The sequence below is a fragment of the Gracilibacillus lacisalsi DSM 19029 genome, assembly GCF_000377765.1.
Classification (GTDB): Bacteria; Bacillota; Bacilli; order Bacillales; family Amphibacillaceae; genus Gracilibacillus; species Gracilibacillus lacisalsi.
The window spans coordinates 187,424-210,555 of sequence record NZ_KB898663.1; the positions used below are offsets into that span (position 1 = coordinate 187,424).

The 23,132-nt window shown below is 36.0% G+C and carries 22 protein-coding genes, 1 pseudogene and 1 riboswitch; of the genes and pseudogenes, 14 read left to right on the forward strand and 9 right to left on the reverse strand.

All coding sequences use genetic code 11. The features are described 5' to 3' along the window. Window positions 1-109 precede the first annotated feature (109 nt). Genes D569_RS0103420 through D569_RS0103430 form a run of 3 tightly spaced genes read right to left on the reverse strand, consistent with a single transcriptional unit; the run spans window position 110 to window position 3,502 of the window. Window positions 110-1,426 (reverse strand): hypothetical protein, encoded by a 1,317-nt coding sequence (locus tag D569_RS0103420; RefSeq protein WP_018931000.1) that lies wholly within the window; start codon window positions 1,424-1,426, stop codon window positions 110-112. Next, complete coding sequence (locus D569_RS0103425) at window positions 1,416-2,537, reverse strand: DUF58 domain-containing protein (protein ID WP_018931001.1); 1,122 nt, start codon at window positions 2,535-2,537, stop codon at window positions 1,416-1,418. The genes D569_RS0103420 and D569_RS0103425 overlap by 11 nt, the downstream gene beginning before the upstream one ends. Further along, window positions 2,534-3,502, reverse strand: a complete 969-nt coding sequence (locus D569_RS0103430; RefSeq protein WP_018931002.1) for an AAA family ATPase — start codon at window positions 3,500-3,502, stop codon at window positions 2,534-2,536. The genes D569_RS0103425 and D569_RS0103430 overlap by 4 nt, the downstream gene beginning before the upstream one ends. A gap of 248 nt (window positions 3,503-3,750) precedes the next feature. Here D569_RS0103430 and D569_RS0103435 point away from each other — a divergent pair, with 248 nt between their 5' ends. The 6 genes from D569_RS0103435 (at window position 3,751) to D569_RS22430 (ending at window position 8,959) form a co-directional block, all read left to right on the forward strand. Next, window positions 3,751-4,812 carry an NAD(P)/FAD-dependent oxidoreductase gene (locus D569_RS0103435; protein ID WP_018931003.1) on the forward strand — a complete coding sequence of 354 codons (1,062 nt, stop codon included), beginning with the start codon at window positions 3,751-3,753 and terminating at the stop codon, window positions 4,810-4,812. 242 nt (window positions 4,813-5,054) lie between these two features. Next, window positions 5,055-5,666, forward strand: coding sequence for a CalY family protein (locus tag D569_RS0103440; RefSeq protein ID WP_018931004.1), 612 nt, complete (start codon window positions 5,055-5,057; stop codon window positions 5,664-5,666). Between the two features lie 119 nt (window positions 5,667-5,785). Continuing rightward, window positions 5,786-6,691 carry an amyloid fiber anchoring/assembly protein TapA gene (tapA, locus tag D569_RS0103445; protein ID WP_018931005.1) on the forward strand — a complete coding sequence of 302 codons (906 nt, stop codon included), beginning with the start codon at window positions 5,786-5,788 and terminating at the stop codon, window positions 6,689-6,691. Continuing rightward, on the forward strand, window positions 6,688-7,284 hold the full coding sequence (gene sipW / locus D569_RS0103450) for a signal peptidase I SipW (RefSeq protein ID WP_018931006.1): 597 nt from the start codon (window positions 6,688-6,690) through the stop codon (window positions 7,282-7,284). Before tapA ends, sipW begins: the two co-directional genes overlap by 4 nt. Before the next feature lie 77 nt (window positions 7,285-7,361). Continuing rightward, window positions 7,362-7,997: an LPXTG cell wall anchor domain-containing protein gene (locus D569_RS0103455; RefSeq protein ID WP_018931007.1), complete on the forward strand. Its 636-nt coding sequence runs from the start codon at window positions 7,362-7,364 to the stop codon at window positions 7,995-7,997. Between the two features lie 188 nt (window positions 7,998-8,185). Further along, the gene (locus D569_RS22430) at window positions 8,186-8,959 is read left to right on the forward strand and encodes an EAL domain-containing protein (protein ID WP_018931008.1); all 774 of its coding nucleotides are present in this window, start codon (window positions 8,186-8,188) and stop codon (window positions 8,957-8,959) included. Window positions 8,960-9,187: 228 nt separating this feature from the next. On the opposite strand, the gene D569_RS0103465 is transcribed toward D569_RS22430, so the two are convergent. The 4 genes from D569_RS0103465 to D569_RS0103480 form a co-directional block, all read right to left on the reverse strand. Then, the gene (locus D569_RS0103465) at window positions 9,188-10,429 is read right to left on the reverse strand and encodes an anti-sigma-I factor RsgI family protein (protein ID WP_018931009.1); all 1,242 of its coding nucleotides are present in this window, start codon (window positions 10,427-10,429) and stop codon (window positions 9,188-9,190) included. Next, on the reverse strand, window positions 10,426-11,136 hold the full coding sequence (gene sigI / locus D569_RS0103470) for an RNA polymerase sigma-I factor (protein WP_018931010.1): 711 nt from the start codon (window positions 11,134-11,136) through the stop codon (window positions 10,426-10,428). Before sigI ends, D569_RS0103465 begins: the two co-directional genes overlap by 4 nt. 185 nt (window positions 11,137-11,321) lie before the next feature. Further along, complete coding sequence (locus tag D569_RS22435; protein ID WP_018931011.1) at window positions 11,322-12,338, reverse strand: DUF5667 domain-containing protein; 1,017 nt, start codon at window positions 12,336-12,338, stop codon at window positions 11,322-11,324. 18 nt (window positions 12,339-12,356) lie between these two features. Next, entirely contained in the window at window positions 12,357-12,848 is a 492-nt protein-coding gene (locus D569_RS0103480; protein WP_018931012.1) for a hypothetical protein, read from the reverse strand. Between the two features lie 30 nt (window positions 12,849-12,878). Then, window positions 12,879-12,953, reverse strand: a riboswitch (cyclic di-GMP riboswitch). A 166-nt stretch (window positions 12,954-13,119) separates the two neighbouring features. Here D569_RS0103480 and D569_RS0103485 point away from each other — a divergent pair. From D569_RS0103485 to D569_RS0103525, 8 genes and pseudogenes are all read left to right on the forward strand, one after another. Next, the gene (locus tag D569_RS0103485) at window positions 13,120-13,875 is read left to right on the forward strand and encodes a hypothetical protein (protein ID WP_018931013.1); all 756 of its coding nucleotides are present in this window, start codon (window positions 13,120-13,122) and stop codon (window positions 13,873-13,875) included. Between the two features lie 14 nt (window positions 13,876-13,889). After that, the gene (locus D569_RS0103490; protein WP_018931014.1) at window positions 13,890-14,975 is read left to right on the forward strand and encodes a hypothetical protein; all 1,086 of its coding nucleotides are present in this window, start codon (window positions 13,890-13,892) and stop codon (window positions 14,973-14,975) included. Between the two features lie 1,045 nt (window positions 14,976-16,020). After that, the gene (locus tag D569_RS25090; RefSeq protein ID WP_156822874.1) at window positions 16,021-16,566 is read left to right on the forward strand and encodes a DDE-type integrase/transposase/recombinase; all 546 of its coding nucleotides are present in this window, start codon (window positions 16,021-16,023) and stop codon (window positions 16,564-16,566) included. Beyond that, window positions 16,553-17,014, forward strand: coding sequence for a hypothetical protein (locus D569_RS24255; protein ID WP_156822875.1), 462 nt, complete (start codon window positions 16,553-16,555; stop codon window positions 17,012-17,014). Before D569_RS25090 ends, D569_RS24255 begins: the two co-directional genes overlap by 14 nt. A gap of 4 nt (window positions 17,015-17,018) precedes the next feature. Then, window positions 17,019-17,462, forward strand: a complete 444-nt coding sequence (locus tag D569_RS24260; RefSeq protein WP_026287200.1) for a hypothetical protein — start codon at window positions 17,019-17,021, stop codon at window positions 17,460-17,462. 575 nt (window positions 17,463-18,037) lie between these two features. Beyond that, window positions 18,038-18,618, forward strand: a pseudogene (locus D569_RS23425) (ATP-binding protein); the annotation flags it as partial. 219 nt (window positions 18,619-18,837) lie between these two features. Then, a complete protein-coding gene (locus D569_RS0103520; protein ID WP_018931017.1) occupies window positions 18,838-19,620 on the forward strand; it encodes a flagellin N-terminal helical domain-containing protein in 783 nt (260 codons plus the stop codon). Window positions 19,621-19,738: 118 nt separating this feature from the next. Beyond that, window positions 19,739-20,638 carry a methyltransferase domain-containing protein gene (locus D569_RS0103525; protein WP_018931018.1) on the forward strand — a complete coding sequence of 300 codons (900 nt, stop codon included), beginning with the start codon at window positions 19,739-19,741 and terminating at the stop codon, window positions 20,636-20,638. A 367-nt stretch (window positions 20,639-21,005) separates the two neighbouring features. On the opposite strand, the gene pseC is transcribed toward D569_RS0103525, so the two are convergent. Next, complete coding sequence (gene pseC / locus D569_RS0103530) at window positions 21,006-22,160, reverse strand: UDP-4-amino-4,6-dideoxy-N-acetyl-beta-L-altrosamine transaminase (protein ID WP_026287201.1); 1,155 nt, start codon at window positions 22,158-22,160, stop codon at window positions 21,006-21,008. 20 nt (window positions 22,161-22,180) lie between these two features. Continuing rightward, complete coding sequence (locus D569_RS0103535) at window positions 22,181-23,128, reverse strand: dTDP-glucose 4,6-dehydratase (RefSeq protein WP_018931020.1); 948 nt, start codon at window positions 23,126-23,128, stop codon at window positions 22,181-22,183. Window positions 23,129-23,132: the final 4 nt, after the last annotated feature.

The window sequence follows — 23,132 nt, forward strand, 5'->3', positions numbered from 1 at the left end:
GTCCTTTTTTGATAACCTTTTAATACTATTATCGGATAAAGTAATAATATATTTAATAAATATCAATATATTTTTTAGGACAAGCAAAATAACTGCTTATCATAAGCAGCTATTTATTATTATTCATATACCTCCATATTTCTTGTAGTTGTTGAAGGTTATCTTGACGAAGAGTTCCTTTTCCGTATCGGACATTATCATACAATGTTTCCAATTGTACTAATTGCTGATTTTTCTCTGTTAATGCTAATACTTCATGTGCAGTCAGCGATTCACGCCATTTTTCTTGTTTTTTGACATCACGGGCAATTCGGCGGTATAGAAATCGCACTTTTTCTTCGTTTGTCAAACGTTCAAATTTCGGCTTCCTTTTTGTTATCTGACGGAAGGCTTCCGTTATTTTTTCCTGATTTTCTTTTCGCCATTTCTTCCAGTCAAAAAGGCTTTCCTTCTCATCTCGGTAATCTGTTGCCGTTTCTGCTACTAGTTTCTTTCCGAATACTTGATGAATCATTTTCCATAATGAAAGGATTGCTCTTATAAGCAATCTGCGGAATTTCTTAAATAGAATTGCAATAAACAAGAGAATCAAAATTGCTACTAGTACTAATCCCATAATATATGTTAGTGCATCCATAAACTCCGCAAACCTTGAAGACTCCTGCTCTTCTGCAGCTGGAAATACAGGCATTTCATTAGCTTGTTGGGGCTCCTCGATGATTTCATTATCATTTTCAGACAATGAAGCGAGCCACATAATCGACTGAATGATCGATCGTACACTGTGATAAAGCGCTGATTGGACGACTTGGAAATTGGTGATCGCAAATACAACTAACAGAGTAATGATTAAATATACTCGATTTAGTTTTGTAATTTCTGGAGCCATTTTTTTCTGCTTATCTTTAGCTAGCGACTCTTTATGCAAATGCTCTTGATTGGTGATAAATAACATGATGATGATAAACAAAAAGCCCGGATAACTGATCCAATGTTGGTACCCTTCTAAGGAATCAATATTAATAAATACAAGGTAACCAACGAAATAGACAGGCATGCTGACTGCCCAAAAGATCCTACTCGGTAAAATATCTTGCCATTCATTTTCAGCGTGCTGAATTCCCCGATAGGAAACGACTAGACTGAATAGCAATCCAGGAATAAATGCCCAGATAGTTGATGATACAATCCAACTGATGATCATAGTGATGACAGCTGCACTAATCAATACCTTCCAGCGATTATTTAACCAGCAACGAATAAAATAAGAGACAGTAAATAAAACAAGTAAGGACAGAAACCAATAGTACAAATCAGGTTCAGTAAAAACAAGAACACCAACGATTAAGAACACCGGGAAGAATCCAATAAACTCAATCACTCCGTGCATAATCGGGGGAATATGTTGTTTTAGTTTAGCTAGCATCGGCCTCTGCCCCCTTTTCTTGCTCATCACCAATGATAACCACCTCTACTGCATTGCCGAGGCTTTCTAACTGAGCAATCTGCTTTTCCATTTTTTCCGTTCTTCTAATAGCAAAAATAATCATATCTGTCTTGGTTAGCCCTTGGTCAATATCCTCCTGCAAAAAGGCACGAAAATTTCGGCTTCGGTCCATCTTCACTTTTGCGATGGCATCCAAAATATACGCTATCTGCTGACCACTGTTCGATGGTGCCACACGTACAGACGGTTTGATCCGCTCTGTTGTATTCGTAAATGGTTCGACAAAATAGCCATTACAACCGAAACCGGTAGAAATCCCCTGTTCTATCGCATAGTTCGCTAAAGAAGCTGCATAGGATAATCCTTTCTCCACCATTTCGGGTTGTTCAATCGGCATTCGGATATCTTCGTTCGTATCAAAATTAACGTAGATCATTAGATGATGATCAGCGGTGAAATCCTTCTTATTAATTTGTAATGATTGTGTTCTTGCAGTTGCTTTCCAGTTAATCGTATTGAGTGGATCTCCTTGCTGGTACTCTCTAATCCCTGCTTGTAAAAAGGGGTCCTCGACGATCCATCTTTTTACAGTAATATCTCCTAACCAGCTATGGGATGGTAACGGAATATCTTCTAATGGTACCAGTTTCGGATAAACGGTGACCGCTATACTTGCCTCAAAAGAATCAAAGACTTCACCAAAACCGACACCATCCCCTGTTGTAACCGAAACGGTGTTTAACGGATAATAGCCCCGTTTCGTTCCGATCAACCGATGCCGGCGTGTTACTTTCTGATAGGGTAACAAACTGAACAGTGTACGGTGGAACATTTCTCCTTGCCGCTGTTGCTCTTTTTCCGATTGGGTAATAAGATAGGGACTCATTTTCGACTCTAAGCGAATCCATGGAATAGGCAATAGTTTCTTGTTGGCAATTTCATCCACCATTTCGATCGTTTCTCCTTCAAAGACCGCATCCTGCTTAAAAGCACGTTGATAAGTTATCCCTTTTAACCCAAACTTACTATACAACATTCCTTGTAAGAAAATAATGATAAGTAGTACTACAATGATCCAAGCTATATTCATTCTCGGATCAGTTCCTTTTCAGACTCTGTTGGAACAGCAACTTGACGTAAAACATCATTTAATACACTATCGACTTCACCCTGCTTCACACCAATTCTTTGGGCAAGGACAATACGATGGCCTAATACAGGATTTGCCATTTTCTTAATATCATCGGGAATCACATACGTTCTGCCTTGTAATAACGCATATACCTGTACTGCTTTTAACAATGCTTGGCTTCCTCGAGGGCTAACCCCCAATGCTACACTGTCATGCTCGCGTGTCTGTTCTACCACATCAATCAAATAACTAAGCACATCTTCACTAATGTCCACTTCACTATATATTTCCTGCATCTTCACAATCTCATCCACAGTAACAATCGACTGCAATGTATCTAAGGGATTCTCAGCCTTGAATCGCTTAAGAATCTCCAGACCTTGCTCACGACTTGGATAACCCATATTGATTTTTAATAAAAAACGGTCTAACTGTGCTTCCGGTAATGGGAAGGTACCTTGACTTTCGATCGGGTTTTGTGTTGCGATTACTAAGAAAGGCTTTGCTAATGTATGCGTATTGCCGTCAATCGTCACCTGTCGCTCTTCCATACTTTCCAGCAAACTGGACTGTGTTCGTGGTGTCGCACGGTTAATTTCATCTGCTAATAATATATTGGTAAAAATCGGTCCCGGACGAAATTCGAACTCGCCTTTTTGCTGGCTGTAGAAATGGATACCAGTAATATCAGTTGGCAATAAATCGGGAGTGAATTGAATCCGTTTGAAATCCCCTGCCAGTGATTTAGCCAATGATTTTGCCATCAGCGTTTTTCCTGTTCCCGGTACATCCTCCAGAAGAACATGCCCCGAGGAAATCATCGCCACCAAGAGCAGATCAATTGTATCCTCCTGCCCCACTACAACCTGATTGACATTCGCTTTTATTTTGCTCGTTATCTGTTGAATTTCCATTAATTCCATCAATTAAAAACCCCTTTACAAATATGTGTGCGCTTACAAGATACTATGCTACAGTTATATCATTTCTTCAACTAATAGGCAAAAAATTTCCATTACATTTTCAGAATAATCAAACATTTTAATTTATCCAGATTTTTTATGGTTTTGTATAGTTTTATTGCACTAATTTTGGTAGTCTAATTATAGATAAGATTGGGAAACTATCTTTAATGAACATCGATTTTATGATAGACAGGGGTTTTGAAAAGATGAAAAGGGTTGTTTTAATCGGTGGCGGTTACGGTGGAATGAACGCCTTACACCAATTAATTGATAACGGTATACCGAGTGATGTGCAGGTGACAGTGATTGATCGTAATCCATATCATTCATTAAAAACTGAATTTTATGCGATATCTGCAGGTACGAAGTCAGACAAGGAAGTTCGCATTGACTTCCCGATACATGAACAAATTACATACATATTTGGTGAAATTGTAGAGATTAACACAGAAAACGAACAGATTCGCCTGAAAGACAATGAAGTACCTGTCGAATATGACTACTTGTTAATCGGGTTAGGCTGTGAAGATAATTATCACGGTATTCAAGGTGCAATGGAATATACCGAAAGTGTCCAAACAATCGCGAAAGCACGTCAGGCAAGCATAAAAGTTAATAATTTGCCTGCATATAGTCAAGTATCTGTTGTTGGTGCCGGTTTAAGTGGGATTGAGGTTGCATCTGAAATTAGAGAAAGCAGACCAGATTTGAATATTCGCTTATTAGATCGCGGTTCATCTGTCTTGTCCGCATTCGATGAAAAAATTCAAACCTATGTAGAAGATTGGTTCCGCAAAAACGAAGTAAAAATCTTACATCATAGTAATGTAGAATTAGTTGCAGAAGGTATCTTCTATAATAATGGTGAAGGTATCGAAAGTGATGTCATCATTTGGACAGCTGGAGTGAGGCCTCATTATTTGGTACGCAGCCTCCCTTTCGAAAAGGATCGTCATGAAAAAATTATCGTCAATGAATTTTATCAAGTACCTTCCAATCCTAATGTCTATGTTGTTGGTGACTGTGTCGCATCTGATTATTCTCCAAGTGCCCAGCTTGCAGGGGTTCAAGGGGAACAAATCGGTGATATTCTTTCGGATGTATTAACAGGCAATGAACCACGTAAACCTCGAGAAATTAAGCTAAAAGGGCAGCTCGGTTCACTCGGTAAATCAGACGGGTTCGGAAATATGTACCGTCAACCAGTAACAGGACTTTTACCACGCTTGGCGAAATCCGGTGTTCTCTGGTTGAATAAACGACATTAAAGGAAATGCAGACATGTTGAATAACATGTCTGTTTTTATCGTTGATCGTTCTTTCTGAAGAACAAAAAATATGTAAAAATCTAAAATTCATTGATATTTAAAGGATTTTAAAGTATTTGTTCTTTATAACGATCAAAAAGACGGATTTTCCCCTTTTATCGGACTTTTAAAAAAGTATATCTAGATGTACAATGCAATTGTAGTTCTTAATAAAGAACAAAAATATAAGGGAGGATTTATTTATGTCTTTAAAAAAGAAATTAGGTATGGGCGTAGCGTCAGCGGCACTTGGTTTAGCGTTAGTGGGAGGAGGTACATATGCGTATTTCAATGATACTGAAGTTACGAACAATACATTCGCAGCAGGTACATTAGATTTATCAGTAGATCCTACTACTATTATCGATGTAGACAATCTAAAGCCAGGTGATTGGATGAACCGTTCTTTTGAGCTTATTAATGATGGTTCATTAAATATTTCAGAAGTAATTCTTGACACAGATTATACAGTAACGGATGCGAATGGCAACAATGTAGAGGATTTCGGTGATCACATTCGTGTTAATTTCTTCTGGAATGCTGATAAAACTACTTTAGGTCCGGTATCTCCTGATCAGATTGTATTCTTTACCACTCTTTCCGAACTAAAAGATATGTCTCCTGATACGGTAGCAAATAATGTCTTTGTACCATGGCTTGAAGAAAGAGGTGGACTAGAAGCTGGTGATAGTGACACGCTTTACGTTCAATTCGAATTTGTTGATAATGGCGAGGACCAAAACGAATTCCAAGGGGACTCTTTAGAACTTGAATGGACATTCACTGCTAACCAAGAAGCAGGCGAAGCTAGATAATTTTCATGGAAAGGTGAGACAACCTCACCTTTCCAACCTTTTTTATTTATTACCGTGAATGTATAACCCGTTTGTATGTTCGCGAAAATAAATAAATTTTTCAAGATGGAGGAATGGCTATGAGAAGTAAACGAATCATAAAGTATCGAAACAAATATAAAAAGGGAATCATAGCGGTGCAAATATTAATTATTTTATATGCCGCCTTGTTTTCTATATCTCAACTGACCTCCAATACTAGTGCTTTTTTTAATCATTCGAGTGCAGTAAATTTTTCGATACCGACTGGGTCGTGGTGGGACGGAAGTGATTTGCTTTTTATTGGAAAAGGGAATCAAAATCTCAATGATGCTTGTCCACCAGTAGAATTTTCAGTAGAAATTAAAAACAATGGTTACAGCATGATCGACCCGACCAACTATGAAATCTTTTATATCGAGAACGGCAATCCCAAAAATGGTGAAAAAATATCAGAAGGTACGTTAGAAGCTATGCAAGCTGGCGAAATTACCACGATATCTTATCAAGCTGAAGAAGAGGGATTTTATGTAGTAAAAGCTTATCAGCATCCTGATTATGAAGGGGAAGCAGAGAAAGTTATTTGGAGCGAAAAGATAAAAGTGAAATGTCCGGAGAAAGATAAAAAGAACGAGAAAGAAAAACAAGCTGATCAGGTTGAATCAATAGAGGATAAAGATATAGATAATGAATCTAATGAAGAGGATTTAGAAGAACCAGCAGAATCAGAAGAAACCAAAGAGACACCAGAAAAAAATAGTGACGAACAGAATGAACAGCAATCATCCAATGAAACAGAAGAAAAACCAGATAAATCAGCAGAACAATCGAATAGTGAAAAAGAAACAACGGACCCTAAGCAAGAAGATAAACAAGCAAGTTCAAGTGAAAAAGAAAGACCTGACAAACCGAAGCAAGCAGTAACTAATAAAATAGAAAAAGAAAAACCTGTTGATGCGGAAGAACAGGAAAATTCTCAAGTGGAAAAAGAAGGTGAACAAGAATGAAAAAAAGCATCTGGAAACCAATCAGACGCACGATTAGTTTTCTTATTACCACAGTACTTTTTTTAACATTAGTATTTACCGTGTTTATTACGATCTCATCAAAAGCCTCAGGTGGTGAACCGGAAATCATGGGATACCAGCTTAAAGCTGTGTTATCAGGATCCATGGAACCTGACATTCAAACGGGATCGATCATCGCCGTAAAACCTGGTGGCGATATGACAAGGTTTAATGAAGGAAATGTCATTACCTTCATTAATGAGGATGAAAATTTGATCACCCACCGTGTTGTCGATGTCACTCAAAGCGGTGAGCATATCATGTATGAAACAAAGGGCGATAACAATAATGCGCCTGATCCGACCCCAGTTCTTTCTGATAATGTTGTGGCTGAATTTGAAGGGTTCACCATCCCCTATTTAGGATATGTCGTCAATTTCGCTCATTCACAAGCGGGCAGTGCTATTTTATTAATCGTACCTGGTATTTTATTGCTTGGCTACGCAGCATTTACCATTTGGCAGGCGATATCTCAATTAGATGTCAAACAATCATCTGAGACAAAAGTTAAAGAAACGATTGAACAGAAGTAATATTTTATAAACACTCAGAAAAATTAATGCTATATGTTCCTTTCGTATAGCTTCCTTAAAAAGGCGGGTGATTTCAATTGAGCAAACCGAAAATAATTTTCAGTGCGATTCTACTGTTTTTTCTTTTATTTGTTCCGATTCTGCAGGCAACTACTAACACGAATATTATCGATCTAGACGGTACATTCAGTGAAAATGGTAATTTGTTTAATCTAGATAATCTAAAACCTGGTGATTGGGCTGAGCGTGAAATCACGATCAGTAATCAGACAGATCACGATATTACCTATGATATTGATGTTCGTTATATAGAAGGGTCTAAACTCTTCTTTAAGCAATTATCATTAGAAATCATGCAAGGTGATCAAGTCTTATTTGATGATAAATTAGCCAACTTTTCATTACTTACTGAACTGCCTTTACGAACAAATAGCGCAGAAAAGCTAGATTTCACGCTAACCTTTCCGCTTGAATCAGGAAATGAATATCAAGGATTAACGACGACCGCGGAAATTATTGTAACAGCTTTCGATGACACTGAGACCGAAACATCTAGCTTTCCGATCGCTACTGATAGTCAACCAACAAGTGGTTCATCACTTCCAAGCACTGCAACGGTTATGTTTAACATCCTATTGATTGGTGGGGCTCTATTACTGGTAGGATCGCTTATCCTGCTTCATCTTAAAAGGAATAAATTTGCTGAAGAATAGGTTCTAGCACCTATTCTTTTTTTTGCGTTAAGAAAAGTGCTAGGTAGTTATCCTAAGAAATCTGTAATTAGTATAGAAAATAAATAGATAATGTTGTAAAATGATAGGTACATTGTAACAGCTATGTATAGTAGACTTTATGATCAATCGTAATGATGTCATTTGTTGTGTTCGAGGAGGATGGACGGATGTCTATTGCAAAAATCAATGATTTAATTGTTAACGAGAAATTTGAGCACCATTTCCAAGCGCTCTATGACTTGCATACTTTAACTCCTATTGGATATGAAGCATTATTGAGAACTGATTTATTTACGAATCCCGAAATTCTCTTCGAAAAAGCAAGTCATACCAATCGTTTTTTCGAGTTAGAAATGCGTTCGATAAAAAAAGCGCTTCATTCATTTGATACGATTAATCGGTGTACATATAACAACAAAAATATTTTGATCAATGTTTTTCCTTCTAACCTAGCAGACCCTGATTTTTTAGGTCAATTAAATAAAATATTAGGAGAAACAACTCTAGCAGCAAATCAAGTTATGATTGAAATTAATGAATCCGAAATCATTCAAAATGTAGACTATTTCAGCACGACGGTGCATGAATTACAGGAAGAAGGCTATTTAATTGCTATAGACGATGTCGGGAAAGGGGTTTCCTCCCTGCAGGCCATCGTCGAATTACAACCTGATTTTGTTAAAATGGATCAATATTTTGCCAAGCACCTAGCCAAGTCGAGTCGAAAACAGGAAATGGTAAAGTCAATTGTAACTTATTGTTTCAACACGGATACCAAATTTGTTTTGGAAGGCATTGAAATTATGGAAGATTTAGAGATGGCAAAAGCAATTGGCGTCTCTACTGTACAAGGATTTTTATTAGCACGACCAGAACCATTAGAAGTAATCAAAAAATATGAAATCGATGATTCTGAAGATAGCGGCTTTGCAGCGAAGTAAACAGAATGAATCGATTACCGCTCTTCCCTGGATATCCCGTTTTGTTCCGGGGATATCTCTCGCTCTTCCGGGGATATTCCGTTTTGTTCCGGGGATATATGCCTTTATCCCCGGAACAATGAAACTTATCCATGGAACAGAAATACTTATACAATGACTAAAAAACACGAACTTGATGTTCGTGTTTTGTCATAAAGTAACTTCTCTTATTAATCTATTCCGATAGCATTACTCTTCCCGCTTGTTACTATCATTCCCTTTACCTTGATCTTTAGGGATTTCCTTAGTCGATTTTTCTTCTGATTTGCCTTTATCTGCTGCTTTTTCTTCTGCCTTTTTTGGTATTTCAGGATCTCTTTGCTCTTGCTTTTCGGGCTTTGGATTTGCCTTTTCAGGTTTTTCATTTGATGGAGGCTTCTCCATTTTCTTTTGCTTCTTTTGATCATTTGATGGCGAATTCGATTTTTCAGGTCGAGATTTTTCATTAGTACGTTTTTTATCACTATTATGCTTTTCTTCCTTAGATGGAGCTTGTTCGGCATTTTGTTTGTTTTCTTCGCCGTTCTTCTCTTTTTCAGACTGCTTTTCATCCTCTTTTTTTGGCACACTAGTACTAGAATTGTGCTTTGACGATGAGTTTTCCGTTTCCTCTTTTGTATTTTTGGCTGCTTCCTCTTTTTCTGGAGAAGAGGATGAATTAGCACGTTCTGCGTTTTTTCTTTCACTTGCTTTTTTAGCGATTTGACGAAGTTCTTTTACCGACTTATTTTGCACATCTTTAATATCAACTTCCACTTCGTCATTACTCATTTCTTGGTACATTCGATAAGAATTGACGGAAAGGTCCACCTCTTTTGCCTTTTTATAATAATCTTCACTTTCAACGTAAACTTCCATTTCTGCTTCAACATGATTCTCCCCAAGAGAATGATTAAATATTTCTTCCACTGAACGTGAATTATTTGATATGGAATGGTCCTGCAATTCAATCCAGGTCGCTGTAATGATAGCAGGCGTATCAGCGGATAAATAGTTATCATTTTTTAGTCGAACAACGATCTCATTAATCACCTTATCGATACCTTGACCTTTCACGTCCAAGTCTTTAATGACACGGTTTGCGTCTTCATTTAATCCCGTTATCTCTATCACATGTAAATCTTCGTCCAGTGATAATTCCATACTTGGATTAATATCCACCGCAAGCAGATAAGCTGGTTGTTGCGGTTGAAAAAGAGAAACATTCATAATCGCAAATAGTAAGATTGCAGCTAGTGCAACTAATGGTAATACTTGCTTTCTATTTCCTAACAGTAAAGGGGATTTCTTTACTCGATATGTCACATACTCACCAATAGCTGGAATGTCATGTTGATCATGAGGAACATTACGAAATGTACCATCATCACACATTAGAACAACCTGATTTTCTTGAACCTCCATGACAACACCTTTGATTTTTTGCTTCACTTTTTCTCCCCCCTTACCTTATTACGTAAAAACGTCTGTAAATTTTTCCATTCAGGATGTAGTAAAATAATAATAATGGCGATAATATACTTTCGGTACTTTTCGATTGTTTTGACACGGTAATTGGCTACCTTTAAAAATTCCTTCATCGGAAATTGTTTTCGGTTAAATAATTGTTCGACAAGTGTATCTCTCTGAATAAATTCTTCTGCAATATTCAGCACTTTCTTTCTTGTTCGCTTTTGTTTTGGACTATGTGCTTCTAATTCTTCAAATCGTATGTAAAATTGTGACAATTGATCATCTAAATCAATAATTTCAGCAGCTATACTGCTAATTCGTTGATCTTGATGATACTGTTTTACCGACTCTTTTACATGGTTTGCTTCTAAAAGCTTATCCCCTTTTTTCATAACGTTTTGATAATGATTTTCTTTTCTAAAAAAATCAACCAATTCGCGATGAATGATTAAATAGACATAGTTTAGAAATGTTCTACCTTTTTGAGGATCATAGGTGTCAATGGCACGATTAAAGGCAATTAAGGCAATACTCGCCTCGTCATCATTCCATGTTTTAAATTTGTTACATACTTTTCCAACCACACTCAATATATATGGTTGGTAATATTGAATCAACTGTTCTCGACGTAACTCATTGCCTTTCTGTATCTCATTGATGATATGCTCGATGTCTTCTTGCTTCATCTGCTCCTCTCCCTTATCACTACTAAAAAAAGAAAGCTTTACCCTTCAACAGTTTTAAAATATGTAGAAAGATAAAGCATTTCTATATTTAATGTAAGCTATAAATAGCGACGGGTAAAGATATTTTTTGATAATTTTGTCGGAATTTGTTTTATTTTGCGACAACTATTGAATTCTTCGCCCATTTAGTTATGATTCGGTTTACCATTTCCCTTTTCTTGCTTTTGACGATTTTCTTGGGCTTTTTTAGCTTGCTTTTTTTCGGCTTCTTCTTCAGCTTTCTCTTGCTTTTCTTGTGCTTTTTCTTTTGCTTTATTAGCTTTCTCTTCTGCTTTTTCTAGTTTTTCTTGCGCCTTTCGCTCAGCTTTCTCTGCTTTTTCAGCAGCCTTTTGTTGTTTCTTTTCAGCTTTGTTCTGTTTTTGTTCTGCTTTCACAACAGCTTCCGCTTCTTTATCATTTTCTTCCTCAACTTGTTCTGCAGCCTCTTCTTCACGTTCCTCTTGTAATTCTCTTTCTTCTTCTTCTTCTTTTTCTTGCTCTTGTTCATCTTCGTCTTCGTCTGATACAGCTTTTTCCGCTTTCGCTCTTAGATAGTTTTCTTCTGCACGCTTTTGATTTTCAAGCGCTTTTGCGATACCTGCTTTTGCTTCTTCAGGTAAATCTTCACGCTCTAATAAAGCTTGCAGTTTGATTGTACGTTGTTTGGCGCTTTCTCTTAATTCTTCTTCTGATTTATCTTGATCCTCCGCACTTTCTTCTTGATTTTCTTCATCGGAGTCTTCTCCTTGCTCATTTCCATCATTATCGTCACTTTCAGGTAATTCTACTCTTTCTACTTCGTCATCCTCTTCATTTGCTTCTTCTTCTGATGCTTCCTGCTCTTCCTCTGATTCTTCTAATTCACTTTCTAAACGCTCCAAATATTCCTCATATTGTTCAATTAACTGTTCTGCTTCCTCGAGATTACCTTCTTCAATAGTTGCTTCTATTTCACTTAAACGATCATTAGCGAACTCATCTAATAATAACGCTCTCTCCATTTGATCCTCTGTTAGTGCAAGCTCTGTTTCCTCAATTAAAATCGATGTATCATATAATTCCTCATCAGGAGTTACCGTTTCCTCTGCTTCATTTGCAAACGCCGTATTCCCTACAAAAAATACACTAATAGTTGCTAGTGATAACCATGTTTTTAATTTCATACCTGTTATTCCCTCCATTTAAAATACATTAATGCTTTCATTGAGTGCATTTATTTGACCTTTACTCTCTTGATAATGCTGTTCAGGTGTCATATAAGTAAAAATCAATTGATGTTCTGCACCTTGATGAAAGTATACATCCCCACGAATATTTTCTTTTCGGTTCGTAAGTAGTGCTATGTAATTCTCATCATCTTCTATTAATTCTACTTTTTTAGAAAATGACGCTAGAACATCCTTTTTCAAGGTATCAATTGTTTGTTCTTTGCTTACGATCGAGACTATTAATCTGATTGTCCCATTAGAAAAAATCACGTTTTGCTCTTGTTCAGCAGTTGCTTCTTCATCAACCGACCAACCATCTATTTCTTCTATTTGGAAAACATCATTTTCATACAACACTGCTTCTGTTTCTGCTTGTCCAGCATTGTTATCATCATTTGTAGCATCTTCACCTTGACCACACGCACATAACATGAACAAACAGGTGATCATCATTGCTCGTTTCAACGTCTCACCTCCATCTTGTTTTTTCTCTCTCTTGGCAGCTGGCTGACTTGATTAGCCCCTATAGCTTTGCGTCACTGTTTTTCAACAGTTTTGCCTTTCTCCCTTTTCTACTACCTATACGAAAGAATCTATTCAAAACAGGGGGGAAACTGAAAATTATTTTAAACGTAATTAACATTATATCTATTATTTTTAATAGAACATTAACACTTTTTACAATGGATGGTGCTACACTAGACTTGTAAAATAATAGATTGGAGGAATGGATGAAATGAAGAAGTTTGTTTCTGTTGTTACGTTGTTGGTGGTTGTTATGTTGCTTGCCTCCCCTTCCCTTGCCGCTAGTGTTCATGTTGACCCGAAAGCAGAAAAGTATGAGGATTATGTTGCAGAACTTGTCCAAAAACAACCTGGCATAACTACTAAAGAAGTGAAAGAAGCTATTGCTTTAGCTGCAGAAGAAACCCAAAAACCAGAAATGGTTATTGCCAAACAAGCTTTAAATGAACTTAACCAAGCGATCAAACAGAAAAATGCTGAAAAAGGTACCTCCTTTTCCGTTATGGGGGGAAGCTCCGGTGCCTATAAATTAGAACCTGCCAGAAATAAAGGGGACTTATTCTATACTCCTTCCTCAACATTAGGTTTCCAGCACGGACATAATGGAATCTATCACACTACTACTAATATCGTAGAATCAATCCCTGACACAGGCGTTAGAAAAATAAAATACAATGCAAGAAATGTCGAAAAAGATGCTGTTATGCAATCTGTCCAATCCTCGCAAACAAATCGGGATAAAGCTGCTGACTGGGCTAATTCTCGAGTAGGAGTAGATGCATATTCCTATAACTTTGCGACAAACCGACATACAAGTAAATATGGTGATAAAAATTGTTCAAAATTAATATGGAGTGCTTATATGTTAGAGGCAAATATTGACTTAGACAAAAATCAAGGCTTCGGTGTCTATCCTACAGACATTCGAGATAGTTCCTATACTGTTACGTATAACACGATTCAATAACCATAGGAGTGTCTATGAAAAAATTTCTACACTACATCATTTTACTAGTATCGATCGTTTTAATAGGTGGATGTGGAAATCCACAATATGAAAGTATTCATGAATCAATCGGTCTATTATATTTTTCTACCTCTATAGATAAAAGTAATGGAAAAGGTAGTCTCTATACCATCGATTCATCCGGTAGTGTTGCCAATGTATTAGAAACCGAAGGCTTGGAGTTAGGAGAAATATATCATCAAAACGATACAGTGATCGTCAATGATGTATCACACAGTTATCTGATCGATGAAGATATCAGTGAAGAAACGCGAGAACATAAAGAATATACCGCGATTTTCGCTGATTATATGGATGATGAAGAACGGGTCGAATTATACAACAGTGGTTATGATGAAAATGGAACATATCATTCTCATCTGTATTGGCAACATGACGGCACAATGCAGTATCAAGATCTACCCTATTTTATTACAACGGCAAGTATCTATGAAGATTCGCTCTATGTTTTAGAAGAAAAAGAAACGGATGAACCCATGGTACTGCATGAAATTGTGTTGGATGAGACTGCAGTAGACAATCCATTACTATCATTAGATTATCAAACCGACGAGCTTGTCCCATTAACTGATATGATCGTTACGGAAGAACTAATTTATTGTATTGTTGATATCCAAAAGGAATATTCCGTCTTGGTGATCGAGAAAGATACTGGTGAAGTCAATGAAAATAACTTTTTGTCATTCGATTCCAATGAGAATATGTCTACCTATTTACCTCATTCCGTCTACAATAGTATTCACTGGACAGATAACCAATTATTTTTCTTAGATGGACAAGGTAGCTTGTATCAATTTAACAAAAATGGAGAGCTAGAAACTACGTATGATGTACCAGACACAAGTTATAGGAGCCTATATATTTTTCCATCTTGGTCTGGTAATGATTTGTATGTCTTTGAAACGACTGAGAATTCTTCGGTAAAAAAAATAGATTTAATGGAGATGGAGTTGGAGGATGAACTAGAATTAAAGGAAGGTTCATTTTCTGAGATTAGTGAACAGTTTTTGTATGATTTTGAAGTGATCAATGGGTTTTAAGCAAGGGGTAAGTCCCCTTGCTTTTTTATATGAAAATCCACATTTATATTAGTGTATCTTCCTCTTACAAGCTTTTTAACTTGTACATATTATATTGATATGTAACGGAAAGGAGGAAAGCGATTGGCAAAGCAATCAAAACCGATGACAGCGAATTTAGCAAAACAATTACTTTCCGATAGCAAAGTTTATTTAACGCCTGAAGGTAAGAGGATATTGAATAGTATGGTTAGGAAATAATAACTGAATCAGATTAAGTGTGCATTATAGTTATTGGTGCACACTTTTTCCATTTATAAACGTATTTAACATATATTCGATATATTAATAGTGTATTATATTTACACTAGTTATGAGACATTGAGAGTGTCAATAATTTTGTGTAAATCTCCTTTCAGTAGAACAGTTAGCTCATGATGTCTATTAGTTGAAATTCTATATAATAATATGACACAGAGCCAAGCTTTAGCAGCTTGTCCTTGAACTTGTGCTTCTTCTATGTGATTCGCTGTGTCGGGTATCGGGACCTGACAAGCGAGAACGTAGAAGAGATCGGAAGTGGCACGCTAGGTGTGCGGATGGAGCCGATCAGGCCACCACCACGACAAGGTCAAGGATGGGGGAATCAAAGCGGATTACACAGAAGTTCCCATCGCTTCAAATATGCGTAATAAAGCTAGTTTAGCTTTATCAAATCCTCGGTGACACAGCCAAACTAAACTTGTGGTTATAGTATAAAAATCATGTTACGGCAAGAGATCGTTCCACTGAGTCTTCATTTGGAAATTGCTCTTTTTATTTTACATAGCGTTTGATTTCCTTATTGAATGCTTAAAATGAGATTAATATACTATACGACGGTGTAACTACTAAGCTAAACTTAACAGTTTTCGCTTGATAAAATTGAACACTTTTTGCTCCAAATATACCTCAATTCAGTTATGATATATAAATGATCGTTTTCTGAAGTTGGGGGAGGAAGAAAGGTGTTGAAAATAGAAAAGATTATGGACAAGTTCATCAATTAAAAAGACAAGGGTTTAAAATGTCTGCGATCGCAAGAAAATGCGACCTATCACGGAACACCGTATATGCTTATTTAGAATTAGATTTTGAAGAAGCGTGCAATTGGGTAAATATCCTGAAAACAAGAAAAAGAAAATTGGACCCTTATCGTGATAACATAGTTGGTTGGCTTCGAGAGCATCCAGATTTATCTGCTTCTCAAATTGCAGATTGGTTAGATGAACGATGTTCATTTAAAGAGATTGGAGAAAGTACTGTTCGAGCATATGTTAGGGAACTTCGAGAAACACTTCATATTCCAAAGATGATGACGTACCGTACATACGAAGCGATGGAAGAGTTACCAGCAGGAAAACAAATGCAAGTAGATTTCGGAGAAATGACAGTGAAAACAACAGAAGGTAATGGGATAAAAGTTTATGTCATCGCATTTGTCCTTTCTCATTCACGGTATAAATACGCCATTTGGCAAACACGGCCGTTTACCACTCGAGAGGTATTACAATGTTATGAACAAGCTTTTCAATATTTTGGAGGGATCACAGAAGAAATTGTATCAAGATAAGTTAATGACAGTTAGCGAGAATGGAGGAGATATTATATTTACAGGAGAATTCCAATCCTATAAACAGGAAAGAGGATTTCAAGTTTACTTATGTAAAGCTGCAGATCCAGAATCCAAAGGAAAAATAGAAAATGTAGTCAAATTTATCAAAGGAAACTTCGCAAAAAATAGAATCTTCTATCAGATTGAAACATGGAACGAGCAATGTTTGGCTTGGTTAGCGAGGAAAGGAAATTATCAGGTACACCAAACCATTAAAAAGAGACCAGTCGAAGTGTTCGCCCTGGAAAAGCCACACTTACGAAAAGTCTCTAACCTACTCTCATTCGAGAGTAACCATGCAACAAGTATATCAAGAATGGTGCATAAGGACAATATAATTAAATATCAATCAAATCGGTATTCCGTTCCATTAGGAACGTATCAACCTCAGTATCGTATACGTTAGAATCGTGAAAGGTGAGCTTATCATTGAAAAATCACCGTATGGAGAAAGAATCGCTGTTCACAGATTGAGTAAAGAAAAAGGGAGATTAATAAAAAATAGTAACCATACCAGAGATCGTTCTAAAGGTATCAAAGCCTATATGGAAACGATTAAAGCTAACTTTAGAAACCAGAAAACCATAAGCGAGTTTTTAGAACAAATGCAGATACAGTATCCAAGATACGTACGAGATCAACTACAAATACTTCAAAAGACCATCAAACACCATGAAGAGGTCGTGGAAGAAGCACTGCAAGTATGCATAGATAAGAAGTTATGGAGTACAAATGATCTTTATGATATTGCTGATCATTTAAATAGAAAGAAAGTATATGAAGCTACAAACGAAACGTCTACGTTTCGTCATCAAGCTAACCATTCCATTCCAAGGAAGAGGAAGAGAACTTGATGGATACCTAAAAATTCTAGAAGGGTGAAAGCTTGAATTACTCCGTCGAAACATTACAACAACAATTACATCATTTGAGATTATCAGAAACATCAAAAGAGTTACCAGCTTTTCACTCTCACGTGCTTCTGTTGCGTACTCATAGTGCAATAAGGCTAACGTAACATTCTTTTTCTGCAGCTCCTTATGCACCTTTTCCCAATCAACTGGGAAGTAACCTTTCTCAATAGCTTGTTTCTCCGGAAAGAGAAACGCCACCAACCATGAGTTGGTCATGGTGTCGTTAAAACTTTCCAAACCAAGTTTCTTGGCACGTTTAACGACCTCAGAGACTGTATTCCTGGAGTGACCAGTGCTAGAACTGATTGTTCTTTGACTGACCCCATCAAAATACAGCTCCAGAATCTTACGGCAATTAACCTCCTGTATAATATTGTCATGCTTGTTTGCATGCAATTTTTATTATACAAGAGGTCATTCTATTTATCGTGCTGGCTCTCCAGTCCGCAGAAGGTGGCTCATTTTTCCGCATTGACTGTCTCAAAACTCCGCATAAGTGGCTCAATTCATCCGCAATAATCAAACACTTAAAATGGGCAAAGTTTCCGTTTGAGAAAAGTATTCATGAGTTTGATTTAAAAGAATTGCCTTCATTTAAGCGAGAGACAATTCAAGCAACTTCAAGAGCTATCATGGCTCGAACAATCATTTAATTTACTATTTTTAGGCCCACCTGGGGTGGGTAAAACCCACCTATCTATAGGTAAGCTATATCCAAGGGATTACGCGTTTCATTTATTTCAATGGGAGAATTGGTGCCGTTACTAAAATCCGAAGAATACCTACGGAAATCACAGTTAAGATTGAAAAGAATTCGAGAGTCTGACTTAGTTATTATTGATGATCTCATGTATATGGCGATAGATCAGAATGAAGCCAATTTATTTTTTCATCTCATTAATCATCTTACGAAAGGAGTTCTATTATACTGACTTCTAATAAAGGACCAGAAGAGTGGGGTGAATTATTAGGAGATCAAGGGATAAAAACAGCTATATTAGACCGGCTATTGCACAGATCGGAGATCATTCATTTCGATGGAGATAGTCACAGAATTAAATATAGGAAATCTATATTTCCATCAGAAAGTGTAAAATTAATTAACAAAAAGTGTTCAATTCTACTTGACGGTTACAGACGGATGGAAGCAGGAAATGCATAAGAGGATAACAGCTCTCCATCACCGATTGAATGACCTATAGATTTGATTTCTATTTACAACAAACTATTTTACACTCACTCTTTTTGAAGAACTAAAATAAAGGTATTTTATTCCGATATATAATATGAGAACTAATAAAGGAGGTGTAAAAATATGGCAGTTATTAGTGTAGGAGATTCATTTAATGCAATGGAAAAACTTAGTACAGCTCAACATATTAACTCTGCTTCAGATGATCCTTCAAGTTTAGCCATTTCTGAAAAAATGCGTGCACAAATAGGTGGAGATAATGTGGCTGCAAGAAACATGCGGGATTCACAATCAATGTTAAATACTGCAGAAGGTGCATTAAACGCATCCACTTCTATTTTACATCGTATGCGTGAATTATCGGTGCAAGCCAATAATAGCTTGTTAACAGAATCAGATCGTTCCATTATTCAAAATGAGTTTCTACAATTAATAGGGTCATTAAATGCAATAGGTGAGAATACCGAATATAACACTAAAAGATTAATAGATGGAAGTTTAAGTGATCAAAATGCTACTACCAATGCAAATGGTGATTCATTATCAATTGATTTAGACAGTGCTTTAGCTAGCCATCTTGGTGACGTCCATTCTGGCCAATTTATTTCATCAATTGATTTAGCTTCCAAACCTAGTGAAGCGTTAAAGGTGATTGACAGTGCTTTAGAACAAGTAACTGGTTCACGATCTTCTATTGGTGCAACCACTAATCGATTAGATCATGCAATAAATGTTAGTGAAAACAAACAATATAATTTAAGTGCTGCTGAATCAAGAGTTCGTGATGCTGATATGACAAGGGAATTAATGGAGCAAAACCAGAAAAATATTTTACAACAGACATATATGGCTACGCAGAAAATGCAGCATAGTATGGCTGGCCAGATATTAAATTTGTTTGGATAATAGTTATAAAATACAGATCCCATAGATAAAATCTACGGGATTTGTATCGTTTATATTTTATTGTTTATGGTATAATATTTTCTACGTGTACTTAAAATAAATATAACTTGGAGGAATCATGGATAAGCTAAAAATATTAGAAAGAATTAAAGAATTATACTCACAAAACAAAAACATCATTAAGTACTTAAAGGAATTAGACAATAAAAACGCAAATTCCGTCGAAGACATACTAATAAGCTACGATTTTCAAGCAGGATCTTATACCAAAGGATTTAAGGAGAACCCGACGTTAAAGGTAGAAATCAGTAAAAATATTGCTAACATAATAAATAACTTAGATGATTGTCACTCATTGTTAGAAGTTGGAGTCGGTGAAGCTACAACTTTAGGAAATACACTTTCCTTTCTTAAGAACAAATCCATTAATGCGTATGGGTATGATTTATCATGGTCAAGGATAAAATTCGCAAAAAGCTTTTTAAATGAATTGAACATTAAAAATGTTGAACTTTTCACAGGTGATTTATTTAATTCACCAATTAAAGATAACTCAATAGACATTGTATATACTTGTCATTCTGTAGAACCAAACGGTGGAAAGGAAAAAGAAGCTTTAAAAGAACTGTATCGTATTACGAATAAATATTTGATTCTAATAGAACCTGCTTATGAATTAGCTGACAATATGGCCAAAGCAAGAATGAAAGAGCACGGGTATATAACAAATTTGTATACTTCAGCGAAAGAATTAGGATATGATATCCTCGAGTACAAATTGCTAGGAGTGTCAACAAATCCACTAAACCCTACAGGGGTAATGATAATTCGTAAAGAAGATGTAGAAGGTCCAAACAGTTTTCAGGGTAGTCCTTTGGCCTGTCCATTAACTAAATCTGATATATCTTTAATGAATAATGCTTATTTTTCAGAGAAAAGTCTGTTGGCTTATCCTGTAATCGACAACATCCCATGCCTTCTACCTCAAAACGCCATTGTTGCTACTAAATTCGTATAGGATTTTTCACGTTATAAATTAATACAAATGGAATATTGGAGTGAGTTAAAGATATGATCACTCCAATAATGGCCAATAATTTCAGGTCTTAGACTCTGAATATCATTTTAGGAATCAGTAAACAATTGGGATGTTATCTAATTAAGAGAATCTCATATCTCGTACGGCGAAATTGATCCGATTAATAATTTTTGAAATCATGAGTTAATTATAACTTTTTATTATCAAGTTGAGAGCTATTATAATTATATTTTACAATAACAAAATGAACATGATATTATAACTAGTTAGAAATAAATTGGTCTCCTAATAATAAACCACTATTATTAATCAAATGATAAAATTTTATTGGTAATATCAATTATTCTCAAAAAATACTAGTTACTACTCTCACAACATCCAAAACATCTTCGTCCGTCATTTTCGGAAAAATTGGCAATGTTATCATCATATCATAAAGTTTCTCGGCATTTACACATCTATCACTGCTATACCCTATGCTTTGATAATATGGATGTTTGTATACTGGGATATAGTGCACATGTACACCTATACCTTTTCTTCTTAAAAAACGAAATATTTCCTCTCTACTACTTTCCAATTTAGATAGGTTTAATGATAGAACATAAAGGTGATAACCGGATTTTACTACTTCTAACTTTGAAGGAATTGTTACTTTATCAAGTGATTTAAAAGCTTGATTATATTGACTAGCAATTTCATTTCGTCTTTCAATAAAATAATTAATTTTTTTCAATTGGGACAATCCTAACGCGGCCTGTATATCCGTCATTCGATAGTTCATACCCAAGTCAATCATTTCGTAAAACCAGGGCTGGTCTTTATTCTTGTCATCGTTTTTTACAATCCCGTGAGAACGAAAAAGTCGTAACTTTTCGGAATATTTCTCATTATTGGTAACTATTATTCCACCTTCACCAGTTGTAATAGGTTTTACTGGGTGAAAACTGAACATTGTCATGTCAGCTTGTTTTCCAACTGGTTCTCCCTTGTATTTGGCACCTAAAGAATGAGCACCATCACTAATATAAACTAATTTATGGTAATCAGCTATTTTTCTAATTGAATCATAGTCAACTGGTTGTCCAGTGAAATCTACTGAAACAATTGCCTTTGTACGTGAAGTGATTTTTTCTTCAATCTGCAACGGATCCAAATTATAAGTTTGACTGTCAATATCTGAAAAAACAGGTCGTGCTCCTAAATATAATGCTGCATTAGTTGTTGCTACAAAAGTCATAGGTGTGGTAATTATTTCGTCGCCTTTGGTAATTCCGGCAGCATAATAGGCACCATGTAATGCAGCTGTTCCATTAGAAAATGCTACTGCATATTTGGTCCCAGCATAATTGGCAATTGCTTGTTCAAATTCTTCTATCAAAGGACCTTGAGTAATCATGGGGCTTTTTAGTACTCCTATTACCTGTTCTATGTCTTCATCATCAAGACACTGCCTTCCATAGGGCAAATATGTTTGCCTTTTCGGAACCTCATTTGGCATAATAACACTATCACTCCCGTCTAGTTTAGATGTCCTTCTTTTATCCATTGCTCTGTCCTTTTTATTCCTTCTTCCAAATTTACTTTAGGTTTCCAGTTCAGCAAATTTGTTGCTTTTTCATAGTTACATAATAATTTTTGTATTTCGCTTTGAGGGTGTATGTGCTTTACATGTTTTATTTCCTTCTCATCGGTTCCAATTACTTTTGCTAACTCATTTATAGAAATATCTCTACCTAAACCAGCATTTACAACTTCTCCATTTACATTCTCAGAGAAACCTGCTTGTACAACAAAGTTAGCGCAATCCTCTACATATAATAAATCTCTTGTTTGAGTTCCATCACCATAAATATTTAAAGTTTTTCCTTTCAACTTATTTTGAATAAATATTGCTACCACTCCACCTTCTCCACCTGTTTTTTGGAATGGACCGTAGGTATTAAACGGACGAACAACAACAACAGGTAAATCATATGAATAAAAATAAGATAACGCCATATTTTCAGCTGCTATCTTAGAAGCGGCATATGGTGACGCAGGTTTTGTCGGATGACGTTCCGTAATTCCATTTATATCAGTACATCTATCATAAACCATACAACTTGACATAAAAACCATTTTTACATCGTTTTTCCTACACTGCTCCAATACTTGAAATGTCCCCACTACGTCATTGTAAAAGGTTGTATATGGATCATCAATTGAATCTTGGACATTAATCGAAGCCCCTAAATGGTAGCATATTGAAAAATCTCCTTTTTCAAAAAGGTCTTTTAACAAGTGTTCATCTTTTATATCACCTTCTACAAACTTACGAAGAAAAGGATTATTTTTAAACTCATCTAAATTAGATTTTCGACCATTCGATAAATCGTCTAATACTGTTACATGGTGGTGTTTGCCCAAAAGTTGTTTTACAACCCAGCGACCAATAAATCCCGCTCCACCAGTCACTAATATGTTCATATAT